This window comes from Sphaerospermopsis aphanizomenoides BCCUSP55 (assembly GCF_001586785.1).
GTDB lineage: Bacteria > Cyanobacteriota > Cyanobacteriia > Cyanobacteriales > Nostocaceae > Sphaerospermopsis_A > Sphaerospermopsis_A aphanizomenoides_A.
Genome location: NZ_LUFH02000087.1, coordinates 15,067 through 28,179, shown reverse-complemented (window position 1 = coordinate 28,179; position 13,113 = coordinate 15,067). Strand labels below are relative to the sequence as shown.

Sequence of the window (13,113 nt, the reverse complement as noted above, 5' to 3'; positions counted from 1 at the left end):
ATTTATTTGGATACTTCGTTATATGAAGATATTTTAAATAGTTTCAATCATTAATTAAACTATTACAAAAACCTTTCTGTACCTATGGATTTCTGCTTGAAACTATTCATTAATCAATCCCTCCAACAACACTGAAAAATCCTTAGTTAAATCACTCACACCCTAGAAAAATCCAGTTTATTCATAAGATGACTATATCAAAGACATTGACAATTATCCCTTAGATATATTTATGAGATGATTAATAGCAATATCCTGTAAAGAATTGTGAAAATAACTAACAGGTACGGCTATTGCGATTTCTATAGCTATAAAACCGAACCTACTAGCTTCATGTACTAGTGTTATTGTTTAGTTAGGAAGCTAAAGATTAAGCTTCAGGCATTGAGAGATTAAAAAAATTATTACTAGTATTGTTTGCCATCTGTGAAGCTTGAATTTAAGCCTCCGCAAGCCAAATATAGGATTGTATAGGAGATAGATATGGCACTTATTCGTTGGGATCCAATCCGGGATATTGAACGCCTAGAACCATTCCGCGAACTCGAACGCTGGGATCCATTCCGCGAAATGGATACTCTACAAAGGCGGATGAATCGCTTGTTTGAAAGAATAGTACCTACTGATGGGGGTGAAAGAGGAGGATTGACTTTTATCCCTGCGGCTGAACTTGAAGAAACTGATGATGCATTGAAATTGAAACTAGAAATACCAGGACTAGAAGCAAAAGATATTAACGTGGAAGTAACTCCTGAAGCCGTTTCTATTACTGGTGAAAGAAAATCTGAAACTACAACCGAAAGAGAAGGTTATACTCGTTCCGAATTCCGTTATGGTAAATTCCAACGGGTAATACCATTGCCTTCGACTGTCCAACATGAACAAGTTCATGCTGAATATAAGGATGGTATTTTGCGGTTGAATTTGCCGAAAGCTGAACCAGAAAGACAAAAAGCTTTCAAAGTTAATCTCGGTTAATTTTTAAGCTGTCAGCTATCAGCATTCAGCCATCAGCAAGAAGCTTAAAAACTTCTCGTTCCTATACTCTGTATGGGAATGAATTCTCAAGGCTCTGCCTTTAATAATACCAGAGGCAGAGTCTCTTCATGACATTTCCAATCGGAGACTGGGAACGAGATATTAGTTTATTTCTACTGAAGCCCAAGGGGAAGATATGGCAAAAGTAGTAGGAATTGATTTAGGAACGACAAACTCTTGTGTTGCCGTGATGGAAGGGGGGCAACCATTAGTAATCGCAAATTCTGAAGGACAACGCATCACTCCTTCAGTGGTAGCTTACACTAAAAGCGGTGAACGCTTGGTTGGTCAAATTGCGAGACGACAAGCGGTCATGAATCCAGAAAATACATTTTATTCTGTGAAACGTTTCATTGGCAGAAAATATGAAGAAATCACCCATGAAGCCACGGAAGTTTCTTATCGAACTCTCAGGGATAGTAATGGCAATGTGAAACTCAACTGTAGCGCAGTAGGTAAACAATTTGCTCCCGAAGAAATTTCTGCCCAAGTGCTAAGAAAGTTAGTTGATGATGCTAGTAAATATCTAGGAGAAAAAGTTACTCAAGCAGTAATTACAGTTCCTGCTTATTTTAACGATTCTCAACGGCAAGCTACTAAAGATGCAGGTAAAATTGCTGGTTTAGAAGTTCTCCGCATTATCAATGAACCAACAGCAGCAGCACTGGCTTATGGTCTTGATAAAAAAGAGAATGAAACTATCTTAGTATTTGACCTTGGTGGTGGTACTTTTGATGTTTCGATTTTGGAAGTTGGGGATGGTGTGTTTGAAGTTAAATCTACCAGTGGGGATACTCATTTAGGTGGTGATGACTTTGATAAAAAAATTGTTGATTGGTTAGCGCATGAGTTTCAGAGTAATGAAGGTATTGATTTACGTAAAGATAAACAGGCTTTACAAAGACTAACTGAAGCTGCGGAAAAAGCTAAAATTGAGCTTTCTAGCGCCACTCAAACTAATATCAACTTGCCCTTTATTACCGCTACTCAAACAGGTCCAAAACACTTGGATATGACATTAACAAGGGCTAAATTTGAGGAGATGACAGCCGACCTCCTCGACCGTTGTCGCAAACCAGTCCAACAAGCACTGCAAGATGCCAAACTCAGCAATGCCCAACTTGATGAAATTGTCTTAGTTGGTGGTTCTACTCGCATTCCGGCTGTGCAAGAATTGGTACGACGAATGACAGGTAAAGAACCATGTCAAGGTGTCAACCCAGATGAAGTTGTGGCGGTAGGTGCAGCTATTCAAGCAGGTGTATTGTCTGGTGAAGTTAAAGACATTTTATTGCTGGATGTTACGCCGTTGTCTTTGGGTGTGGAAACTCTTGGTGGTGTGATGACGAAAATCATTGGCCGCAATACTACTATCCCAGTGAAGAAATCAGAAATCTTTTCGACTGCGGCTGATGGTCAAACTAATGTGGAAGTTCATGTTTTGCAAGGAGAGAGAGAATTAGCTAGAGATAATAAGAGTTTGGGTACTTTTCGCCTGGATGGTATTCCTCCCGCACCAAGAGGCGTACCACAAATAGATGTCACCTTTGACATTGACGCTAACGGTATTCTTTCTGTTACAGCTAAAGATAAAGCCACCAATAAACAGCAGTCCATTTCTATTACAGGTGCTTCCACTCTCGATAAGCGGGATGTGGAAAAAATGGTGCGAGATGCTGAAGCTCACGCGGAGGAAGACAGAAGAAGACGTGAACAAATTGATACCAAAAATTTGGCTGATTCTTTAGTTTATCAAGCTGAGAAACAAGTGAGAGACTTGGGTGATAAGGTGAGTGCAGCCGATAGAAACCGAGTGGAAGAGTTAGTCAAAAATTTGCGGGAAGCCATTGATCAAGATAATTTTGATCAGATTAAGTCTTTAAGTAGTGAATTACAGCAAGTCTTGATGCAAATTGGCAGTGCTGTTTACGCTCACGCGGGAAGTCCCGATGGAAGTAATCGCAGTGAAGATGTGATTGATGCTGATTTTGTCGAAAACAAGTAAATAAGAGGATGAATCATAAATTACGAAGGATGATTAAATTCATCCTTTTATTTCATCCATGAGGAAGATGAATTGAGCAAAAGTTATCCAGATTATCAGTAGGTGGGGACGAAAAAGTAAAAAGACTTAACTAAATATGAATGCTCATTGTCAGAAAAGTATAAACAGCGAAACAATCATCAAGGTTGATATTGCTTCGCTGTTTATCATTGACAATTAACATTTACGTCTTGTGTTTGGTAGTATTTTAAGGATTTGAATAGATTTGAATAAAATTTACACTAAAACAAACACTGATGTAGTTTCATTTGCTTGAATAGCTATATTAAGAGTACAGAAATGAGCAGTTCTTAGTTATGGCTACCAAAACGATTGATGTGAAAGAATATACAGTTAGAGCGCATAAAAGGCTGATTCACACTCGTGTTTTTCATTTTGTTTGTAAAGAATGTAATCAGTCTACAAAACGGGAAACTTTTGGACCTAGACCTTTATATTGTGAAAGTTGCCGTCCTCCTCAACCACCTAAAAAATCATTGTCGGAATCTAGAAAAGTTAAACCTCGTGCGATGACTTACAAAAGTGACATTAATTTAGATTAATTGCAAGTAATATGAAGACAAAAGAGCAATTACAACCTCCTTCAGAGGTATTTATTACACCATTGTTGGAATTACGAGACTACTATACTGGTCTTACACAAGAATACCAACGATTATTTATTGAAGCGCGATCGCAGTTGGATCATGTGGAAGCTTTGTTGTCTAACTGGTCTTATCTTCATGAAAATGAACATCTATCTCAACTGGAAGCTGCTGATAAAAATGGTTCACACTTGTTTCTATCATCAGATGATAGGTCTGATTTAGACTTGTTGGAGTCTTTAGAATCAGAACTGGCAAACTTAGATAAATGGGAACTTGAGAGTTCAAATGCTGTTGCTACTGCTACAGAATCCCCAAATTCTCATCAGATAAATACATCTCTAGAGAGTTATGAGCATTTTACAAAGGGAGCAGAAATTCCCATGCTTCCCCAATATCAATCTTTGACTCGGATGGAAGCTCTCAAAATGCTACTGCACGAATATGCTGGGACTGTTTGTCATATAGATTTTATCGTGCGATCGCTTTACGGCGATTTAGAGTCCACTATCTTCAAAATTGTCAAAGGTAGAGTCCAATCTTCTCTTACCCAAGGTAGAGAAAGGGGTTATTGGTCAGCTATTCCTAATGAACCAGGTTGTTATACTCTGGTGTTAAGTCTGTTATCCCCAAATCATCACAACGGCTCATCTGCTCGTGGTAAAAATAAACAGAAAAAGCCTTTTGTCTCATCACCAACAAAAGAAGTACCGATGCTCAAAGAATTTGATGGTCAATTTTTAATTGACGCACTCACATCTTTTTTAGAGAAGCATCGGGGACGAGTTTTCGGTGTGAGTGAGATCATTACTGGCATCTATGGACAACTTGATGATCAGGAAACTAGAGAAGTAAAAAATAAAGTTCTCAATGAATTATCCAGAGGCCATCGCACAGGTAGATTTTCTAGAGTTCCTAACCAAATCGGTTTCTATACTTGGGATGCGAGGATGATATCCAGAAGGGTGTAGGGGTGTAGGGGTGTAAGGGTGTAGGGTGTAGGGTGTAGGGAGTTTTTTATTTTGGATTTTGGATTTTGGATTTTGGATTTTGGATTGTTTTGAGCAACTTCAATCTAAAATCTCAAATTTTCTTCCCTGTCACCTGTCACCTGTCACCTGTCACCTATTTCATATCGTAACCAAACAGATTTGGATCAACTTCTCCTAACTTTAAATCTGCTAAACCATATTCTTGCCAACGTCTTTCTACCATTGCCGCAATATCAGGATCTGACTCCAATGGTTCGCCCCATTCATGTTCAGTTTCCGGGGGAATTTTGGTGGTTGCATCTATGCCCATTCTTCCCCCTAAACCGAGTTTCTCACTAGCAAAATCTAAGGTATCAAAGGGGGTATTTGGTAATATGAATACATCCCGTGAAGGATCTACTTTAGAACTAATTGCCCAGACAACTTGACGCGGATCACGAATGTTGATATCTTTATCAACAACAATCACAAATTTAGTATATGTGAATTGGGGTAAGGCACTCCAAAAAGCTAAAGCTGCTCTTCTTGCTTGTCCGGGGTATGCTTTATCAATAGAAATAATCGCTGCTTTGTAACTTAATGCTTCCATGGGTAGGAAGAAATCGACTATTTCTGATACTTGTTGCCGTAAAATAGGTGTATAGATGCGGTTGAGTGCGATCGCCATCATTGCTTCTTCTTTGGGTGGACGACCGCTAAATGTGGTAAGATAAACTGGGTCTTTGCGATGGGTCATGCATTGGAAACGCACCAAAGGCGAATCTTCCACAACGCCATAATATCCCATGTGGTCGCCAAAAGGTCCATCGGGTAAAACTTCCCCTGGGGTAATAGTTCCTTCTAAGACAAATTCTGAATCTGCGGGAACTTCTAAATCTACGGTTTTACACTTGGCTAATTGTACTCCCGAACCGCCATAAAGTCCTGCAAATAACCATTCTGATAAATCTACAGGAATGGGTGTGGCTGCTGCCATAATAATTAAAGGATCGACACCAAGAGCGATCGCCACTTCTAATTTTTTACCACGTTCCGCAGCTTTGCGTAAATGTCTCGCACCACCCCGCACCGATAACCAGTGTACGGTCATGGTATTCTGAGATTGCAGTTGTAGACGATACACACCCACATTCGGCGTTCCTGTCTCGCAATCCCTAGTAATTACCAATCCCAGCGTAATTATCTTTCCGGCATCTCCCGGATAAGGACGTATTAAAGGTAACTTATTTAAATCTAAATCATCACCTTCCACCACCACCTGCTGACAAGCGGGGAAAAAATCTCTTCCTGGTTTGGCTTTGACAACATCAAACAGCACCTTACCAAAGTCTATCGCTTGAGAAATCTTTTTCGGGGGTTTGGGTTGCTGAAGCATACTCAGCTTCTTACCCAGGGTTTCCAATTCTTCTGGGTGTTCCATATTCATAGCCCAGCATATCCTTTCCACCGTCCCCATTAAATTGACCGCCACGGGGAAAGATGCACCTTTGACGTTTTCAAACAGTAACCCTGGTCCACCTTTTTGCAGCATTCGGTTGGAAATCTCGGCAATTTCCATATCTGGGTCAACTAAAGCAGAAATTCGCTTTAATTGTCCTCTTTCTTCTAGAATTTTAATAAATCCCCGTAAATCTCGCGCCATGTTCCCTAAGAGTAAAGAAGTGTAAAGTCTTCTTGATCTTAACTTGATATTTGAATAGTATTTTTGTACTTTAAATCACGATTTGTAGAATTAAACGCAGATAAACGCGGATGAACGCGGATGAATAAAAATAAGAACGGGTTAGTTTACGAGTAAATACTAGTTTCCTTTCTTAAACTGGAATATTAATTTACAGACTCTGACTCTCAAGAACACATTAAAAATATATCAATTTCTGAATTTATGTATGACAACATTTGCAAATTCCTAGCCGAAAATCACAAAGATGACTTAGCCAGATGGTTACTAGGTTCACCGATAAAATTAACAGAATTGAGTCCTACAGAACTGTCTAACGAACCAATTAGAGCCGATTCATTGATATTATTACAATCAGATGAATTAGTTCTACATACAGAATTTCAAACTGATCCAATTGAAGATATTCCCTTTAGAATGTTAGATTATCGCGTGAGGGTGTATCGTCGGTTTCCTAACAAGGAAATGCGTCAAGTAGTAGTTTACTTGCGAAAAACTAGTTCTGACTTAGTAAATCAAAATAGTTTTAAACTCACCAATACTTACCATCAATTTGATATAATTAAACTGTGGGAACAACCAACAGAACAGTTTCTGACACTTCCCGGGTTATTACCCTTTGCAGTTTTAAGTCAAACCAAAAATCCGCAAACGGTATTAAGCCAAGTTGGAGAAGCAGTAGCGGCAATTACAGATAGAAGAATACAAAGTAATATTGCTGCGGCTAGTGCAGTTTTAGCGGGTCTTGTGTTAGAAAAAGATGTTATAAGGAAGATTTTCAGGAGTGAAATTATGCGAGAATCTGTGATATATCAAGAAATTTTGGAAGAAGGTAAAGCTGAAGGTATAGCTGAAGGTAAAGCTGAAGGTATAGCGGAAACAACCAAAAAACTAGCTTTAAATCTGTTGCGAATCGGTATGAGTTTAGCACAAATTTCTGAAGTTACTGAATTATCTCTTGAGCAAGTTCAAACTTTGCAAAAGGAGATAGAAAATCAGAATTCTAATTAAAGTAACTTCAATATTTATTATTGCTGAGAGAAACTTAGAAATTGTCAGTTGATTTGGGTCAAAGGGTAAAGATTTTATTCTTACCCTTTTTCCTTTCTCATTTTAATATGAAAACCCAAGCAGTATTAGATTTGTACAATAAGTATTCGTGACAAACAAAAAAATCCGAAAATAGATATTTTAAGTTGTATCTAAATATAGAAACTTTCTCAACATACTATGAATAAGAAAATCAAAATACTATCTATTACTGCTATCACCTGCACTGTTTCTGTTTTCGCAGTGGGAATGGTTACTGCACAAACACAACAAACAAAATTAACCAGTCAAGCCAAAGTAACTATTAATGGTATAGGCCCTGTAAAAGCAGGAATGAATCTTCCTGAAGCTGCTGGTGCTGCTAATGCTCGTTTATATGTTTCCGCTTCTCCCAGTGATAGCTGTTACTATTTAGAAGGAGAAGGAGACATTAAAGGTATATCATTCATGGTGACAAAAGATGAAGCTAAAAGTCGTCAGAAATATATTACCAGTGATGTTATTGCTAGGGTAGATATAGATAACCCAAAAGTGACTACAATTTCCGGTGCAAAAATTGGTGATACAGAAGCAAGAATTAAATCACTTTATCCCGGAATAGAAGTTACACCTCATCAATATATTCAAAAAGGTCACTATTTAACTTTAATACCCAAAGATAAAGCTGACCAAAATTATAGAGTTATTTTTGAAACTGATGGTCAGCGTGTAATCAGATATAGATCGGGTAAATTACCAGAAGTAGCATATATAGAGGGATGTAGTTAAATAGCAGGAGTCAGGAGTTTAATTATTCCCTGACTTAAACAATACCTTTTAAAAGTTCCCTCAACCACAACCGAAAACTGTGATGATATAATTGATATTTGATTTCCTTACCCGTGCGGGTTTCTTGCAGAAATTCTAACCACTGTTCTATAACTTCCATCACATCAAAAACATCAACATTAACTTCTTGACTAATAGCTAAAGCTGACATTGTTTGCATTTCCCCAGCAGTCAAAACCCGCAACACATTAACAGCAACATCAGATAAACCATCACCTTGCATTTTTTGCCAATGTTGTTGATAATAGCTTTCTAAATCTGGGGGAATGCTATTAATATTCTCAGGTTGATCGTAAAAACCATCCGCAAAAGCAGTTAAAACCTGCTGCACATACATAAAATTATCTTCATTTTCATGAATTAAATTAATTATATTTCTCTGCGAACTCTGCGTCTCTGCGGTATGCGCTACGCGCACGCTACGCGAACGTTTCCTCCGAATAAATTCCTGTACATCCTCCCTATTTTCCCTCTGAAAATCTGATAAATCTAAAACCTGGGAAGGTGCTTCAATTAACAAACCACTATGCGACTTTTTATAAGGACGACGTGCAAAAATAAAATAAACTTTCTCCGGTAAATATCGTGGTAAATAAAATAAATTAGTTCCTAAAGCTTGATGTTCTAAATTAATAGCATCCAAACCATCAATAATAATAATTAACTTTGCATCTGATGGTAAATTCTCACTGACTTGTTGCAATAAATTAGAAAATAACCAACTACCCTCATTTGCATTGACAAAATCTATCTCCCTCCTCCCTTGCGGGGAGGGTTGGGGAGGGGTGCTAAATAAACTATCTAACCGTGTGCAAATATCTTTTAAAAATTCCTCAACCCGATTTTTACCAGGAATTTGGGCATGATAATAAATAATATCAGGATTTTGCAGTACCAATTGGGCGAGAATGGCACTTTTACCGCTACCGGGAACACCGACAATAGTAAAATAACCCTTGGGGTAACGGTGGAGAAAATTATTAATAGCAGTGAAGATAAAATCACGACCAACAAAATTTTCACTCTTTGCTGAAGCAGAGAAAGATAAACTATTCATCTGTAACCTTTCCTTGCAGACGCAGAAAATGTAATCTTCCTGAATCATCCCCTGCAACTATTGTCACCCCATCGGGAGCAACTGCACAGCATAATATAGAACTGTCTCCGGTGAAAGTTGCTATTTCCTTTCTGGTTGCTAAATCCCAGATTTTGATAGTGTTGTCAAGTGAACCAGAAATCACGGTTTTTCCATCGGGTGTGACTGCGATCGCATTTACCCAGCTACTATGACCTTGAAGGGTGAACTTTTCTTCACCTGTTTCCAAATCCCAGATTTTGATAGTCTTGTCACCAGAACCAGAAATCACGGTTTTTCCATCGGGTGTGACTGCGATCGCATTTACCAACCAACTATGACCTTGAAGGGTGAACTTTTCTTCACCTGTGACCAAATCCCAGATTTTGATAGTGTTGTCAAGTGAACCAGAAATCACGGTTTTTCCATCGGGTGTGACTGCAATTGCATTTACCGACTCACTATGACCTTGAAGGGTGAACTTTTCTTCACCTGTGACCAAATCCCAGATTTTGATAGTCTCGTCACGTGAACCAGAAATCACAGTTTTTCCATCGGGTGTGACTGCGATCGCATTTACCGACTCACTATGACCTTGAAGGGTGAACTTTTCTTCACCTGTTTCCAAATCCCAGATTTTGATAGTCTTGTCACGTGAACCAGAAATCACGGTTTTTCCATCGGGTGTGACTGCGATATCTTTGATCTGCGCCAACGCATTTACCCAGTCAGGGATATCTTCTTCGATAGCCTGCGCCAACGCATTTACCCAGCTACTATGACCTTGAAGGGTGAACTTTTCTTCACCTGTTTCCAAATCCCATATCTTGATTGTGTTGTCATAAAAACCAGAAATCACGGTTTTTCCATCGGGTGTGACTGCGATCACATTTACCAACCAACTATGACCTTGAAGGGTGAACTTTTCTTCACCTGTGACCAAATCCCAGATTTTGATAGTCTTGTCATTAGAACCAGAAATCACGGTTTTTCCATCGGGTGTGACTGCGATCGCCTTTACCGACCAACTATGACCTTGAAGGGTGAACTTTTCTTCACCTGTGACCAAATCCCAGATTTTGATAGTGTTGTCACCAGAAATCACAGTTTTTCCATCAGGTGTGAGTGCGATCACATTTGCCGACCTACTATGACCTTGAAGGGTGAACTTTTCTTCACCTGTTTCCAAATCCCAGATTTTGATAGTCTTGTCATAAAAACCAGAAATCACGGTTTTGCCATCGGGTGTCACTGCAATTGCATAAACCGAGTGACTATGACCTTTAAGGGTGAACTTTTCTTCACCTGTTCCCAAATCCCATATCTTGATAGTTTGCTTACCAGAAATCACGGTTTTTCCATCAGGTGTCACTGCAATTGCATAAACCGAGTCACTATGACCTTTGAGGGTGAACTGTTCTGTTCCTGTGACCAAATTCCAGATTTTGATAGTGTTGTCATCAGAACCAGAAATCACGGTTTTTCCATCGGGTGTGACTGCGATCGCATTTACCGACTCACTATGACCTTGAAGGGTGAACTGTTCTGTTCCTGTGACCAAATCCCAGATTTTGATTGTGTTATCACGTGAACCAGAAATCACGGTTTTTCCATCCGGTGTCACTGCGATCGCATTTACCGAGTCACTATGACCTTGAAGGGTGAACTGTTCTGTTCCTGTGACCAAATCCCAGATTTTGATTGTGTTGTCCCAAGAACCAGAAATCAAGGTTTTGCCATCGGGTGTCAGTGCGAGCGCACATACCGAGGAACTATGACCTGCGAGGGTACGAATCAGGGTACTACCGGGAGGGGTGAGACTAGGGGTTAAACAACGCAAACCTTGATCTGTGGGTATTTGTTGCAGGAGGTTGTTAATTTCTGGTGTGTGAAAATGTAGTAATCTCCCTGTTAGTTGTGCTGGTAATTGTTGACTATCTCGATTGATAATATGTGCTGAGAGTCGCAAAGCACCTTGAATTTTCTTTAATAATGATATTTTTCCATCTTCTGGAAATTCGGTTAATAGGGTTTCATTTTGGAGTAAATCATAATCTTCAATCAGTGCTTGCACTCCAAATAAAGAATGATTGATTTTCGCTTCGATAAAATAGTAGTTGGATAATAATTGACACAGCTTTGTATGTTCTTTGCTCGCTAATAATAATCGAGGATATTCACCTAAAAACTGTTCTTTTGCTTCCTCTGACTGTTCATTAAACCAAGTGCGAAAGTTACTCATAGTATTAATCCCTCACCCATATTATTAGCAATTTCCGCGCTGATTTCTGGTAAACTCACCCCCGCAGCTTCCACAATATCCTGACGTTGTAAAAAATCGCGGAAACTTTCATGATAAAAGCGATAACGGGGCGGTTGATAGGTTTTTCGTTCCTGTAAAAACTGTGTCCAACCTTTCAGAACTTCCTGGACTGTGAGGTTATTTTCCTGGGAATATTTCACAATCATCTCACGGGATACAGCACTTTTTAAAGCACACATTACATAAATGATTTTAATTTTCTCCTTGGGTAAAGGTTTCTTAGTCATTCCCATAATTCGCCAATGACTCTCATAATATCCCTGTAAACCTGCGGGTAATTCTTCTATTTTTTCATCTTGATAAAATCCCTCTGCAATAGCTTCTAACACATAGCGTAAATACATGAAATTATTTTCACTTTTAGCAGCTATAGTTTTCACAAATTGCGGTTTACTGAGGTTATTTTGTTGCTTGATCCAATTTTCTAAACCTGCTTTGTATTTGTCTAAACCAAGAAAATACCAAATATATTCTTCAACATCATCCTTACTGTTTTCTTGATATTGCCTTAAATCCAATTCTGTATACTTAGTATTTGGGGAAAGAGTTAATCTTTTATCATCTAAATTATAAGGTCTTCTGGTGAGGATAATGTAAACCTTGTCTGCTAAAGACATCGGTAAATTTAATAAATTGCCATTATCATCCTGATCGACTTCATCTAAAGCATCAATGACAATGACTAATTTTTCATAATTAGATAATTTTTCAATAGCTTTAATTAATAAAGTAGATAAATCATCATTTTCTGCATTTTGTAATTTAAACCTATTTACTAATTGCTGACGAGTTGATTTAAGAAATACATCTGGGCGGTTTCTACCTTCTGCACGAATATTAAAAAAGCAAATTGTTCCGGGATTATCTACAATAGATTTTGCAGCAATCGCACTTTTACCCATTCCCGCATCACCAAGAATGGTAAAATACCCGCTTGGGTGATTTTGGATAAATTCGGTAATAGCATCAAAGACAAATTTGCGACCGCAGAATCCTTCTTTTTTATCATCAATTACGTTTTTAAATTCTGTGGGAATCATGACAGGATACCAATTATCAACAATATCTGAGGGTTGAAGATTTAAAAGTTGAGCTATTTTTTCTACTGCGGATCTTTCAACACTTGCCCTTTCACCATTTTTAGCATCTTTTACTCCTCGCAGACGTTTAATAGTTGTTATATCAACTTCCGCTTTTTCTGCAACTTCCTCCCAACTTCTAAATTTTAAATCTTTATATACTTTGTCTAGTTTTTTGATTCCATCATCACTAGCTTTTACAGTATTCCGAGCCTTACTCATATATAAAACTCCCCAATAATTGACTTTTTTTAATAAATTTGAGATTCACTAAATATAGCAAACTTCAATTTTATTGTATAGGGCAGTTTAGTGAAATTATATTGCCCCATCTGCCCTGAAATATGGGGCATAAAAAATAATTTATCTGCTCTCGACGTTTTATTTTTCTAACTATT

At 38.3% G+C, this 13,113-nt stretch carries 10 protein-coding genes; 6 read left to right on the top strand and 4 right to left on the bottom strand.

Annotation, left to right across the window (positions count from 1 at the left end; all coding sequences use genetic code 11):
* Positions 1–483: 483 nt before the first annotated feature.
* The 4 genes from A0J48_RS19855 to A0J48_RS19840 all read left to right on the top strand — a co-directional run bounded on the left by A0J48_RS19855 (position 484) and on the right by A0J48_RS19840 (position 4,658).
* Positions 484–978 (top strand): Hsp20/alpha crystallin family protein, encoded by a 495-nt coding sequence (locus A0J48_RS19855; RefSeq protein ID WP_200326134.1) that lies wholly within the window; start codon positions 484–486, stop codon positions 976–978.
* A gap of 196 nt (positions 979–1,174) precedes the next feature.
* Positions 1,175–3,043: a molecular chaperone DnaK gene (gene dnaK / locus A0J48_RS19850; protein WP_200326132.1), complete on the top strand. Its 1,869-nt coding sequence runs from the start codon at positions 1,175–1,177 to the stop codon at positions 3,041–3,043.
* Positions 3,044–3,399: 356 nt separating this feature from the next.
* Positions 3,400–3,645, top strand: coding sequence for a hypothetical protein (locus A0J48_RS19845; RefSeq protein ID WP_200326124.1), 246 nt, complete (start codon positions 3,400–3,402; stop codon positions 3,643–3,645).
* 11 nt (positions 3,646–3,656) lie between these two features.
* Positions 3,657–4,658 (top strand): hypothetical protein, encoded by a 1,002-nt coding sequence (locus tag A0J48_RS19840; RefSeq protein ID WP_200326122.1) that lies wholly within the window; start codon positions 3,657–3,659, stop codon positions 4,656–4,658.
* A gap of 154 nt (positions 4,659–4,812) precedes the next feature.
* On the opposite strand, the gene A0J48_RS19835 is transcribed toward A0J48_RS19840, so the two are convergent.
* Entirely contained in the window at positions 4,813–6,321 is a 1,509-nt protein-coding gene (locus A0J48_RS19835) for a UbiD family decarboxylase (protein ID WP_200326120.1), read from the bottom strand.
* A gap of 243 nt (positions 6,322–6,564) precedes the next feature.
* On the opposite strand from A0J48_RS19835, the gene A0J48_RS19830 reads away from it, so the two are divergent.
* Positions 6,565–7,371 (top strand): Rpn family recombination-promoting nuclease/putative transposase, encoded by an 807-nt coding sequence (locus A0J48_RS19830; RefSeq protein WP_200326118.1) that lies wholly within the window; start codon positions 6,565–6,567, stop codon positions 7,369–7,371.
* 219 nt (positions 7,372–7,590) lie between these two features.
* On the top strand, positions 7,591–8,178 hold the full coding sequence (locus tag A0J48_RS19825; protein WP_200326116.1) for a hypothetical protein: 588 nt from the start codon (positions 7,591–7,593) through the stop codon (positions 8,176–8,178).
* 34 nt (positions 8,179–8,212) lie between these two features.
* Here the strand turns inward: A0J48_RS19825 and A0J48_RS19820 are convergent, their stop codons facing one another.
* From A0J48_RS19820 to A0J48_RS19810, 3 genes are read right to left on the bottom strand one after another with little or no spacing between them, the layout of a single operon-like run.
* Entirely contained in the window at positions 8,213–9,295 is a 1,083-nt protein-coding gene (locus A0J48_RS19820) for an ATP-binding protein (RefSeq protein WP_200326114.1), read from the bottom strand.
* Positions 9,288–11,555: a WD40 repeat domain-containing protein gene (locus tag A0J48_RS19815; protein ID WP_200326112.1), complete on the bottom strand. Its 2,268-nt coding sequence runs from the start codon at positions 11,553–11,555 to the stop codon at positions 9,288–9,290. The genes A0J48_RS19820 and A0J48_RS19815 overlap by 8 nt, the downstream gene beginning before the upstream one ends.
* Positions 11,552–12,937 (bottom strand): P-loop domain-containing protein, encoded by a 1,386-nt coding sequence (locus A0J48_RS19810; protein ID WP_200326110.1) that lies wholly within the window; start codon positions 12,935–12,937, stop codon positions 11,552–11,554. Before A0J48_RS19810 ends, A0J48_RS19815 begins: the two co-directional genes overlap by 4 nt.
* Positions 12,938–13,113 lie beyond the last annotated feature (176 nt).

Excerpts from the sequence above, each read along its gene's own strand:
- dnaK (WP_200326132.1), top strand. The coding sequence starts at position 1,175 with ATGGCAAAAGTAGTAGGAATTGATTTAGGAACGACAAACTCTTGTGTT.
- A0J48_RS19830 (WP_200326118.1), top strand. The coding sequence starts at position 6,565 with ATGTATGACAACATTTGCAAATTCCTAGCCGAAAATCACAAAGATGAC.
- A0J48_RS19820 (WP_200326114.1), bottom strand. The coding sequence starts at position 9,295 with ATGAATAGTTTATCTTTCTCTGCTTCAGCAAAGAGTGAAAATTTTGTT.
- A0J48_RS19825 (WP_200326116.1), top strand. The coding sequence starts at position 7,591 with ATGAATAAGAAAATCAAAATACTATCTATTACTGCTATCACCTGCACT.
- A0J48_RS19835 (WP_200326120.1), bottom strand. The coding sequence starts at position 6,321 with ATGGCGCGAGATTTACGGGGATTTATTAAAATTCTAGAAGAAAGAGGA.
- A0J48_RS19845 (WP_200326124.1), top strand. The coding sequence starts at position 3,400 with ATGGCTACCAAAACGATTGATGTGAAAGAATATACAGTTAGAGCGCAT.
- A0J48_RS19840 (WP_200326122.1), top strand. The coding sequence starts at position 3,657 with ATGAAGACAAAAGAGCAATTACAACCTCCTTCAGAGGTATTTATTACA.
- A0J48_RS19855 (WP_200326134.1), top strand. The coding sequence starts at position 484 with ATGGCACTTATTCGTTGGGATCCAATCCGGGATATTGAACGCCTAGAA.
- A0J48_RS19815 (WP_200326112.1), bottom strand. The coding sequence starts at position 11,555 with ATGAGTAACTTTCGCACTTGGTTTAATGAACAGTCAGAGGAAGCAAAA.
- A0J48_RS19810 (WP_200326110.1), bottom strand. The coding sequence starts at position 12,937 with ATGAGTAAGGCTCGGAATACTGTAAAAGCTAGTGATGATGGAATCAAA.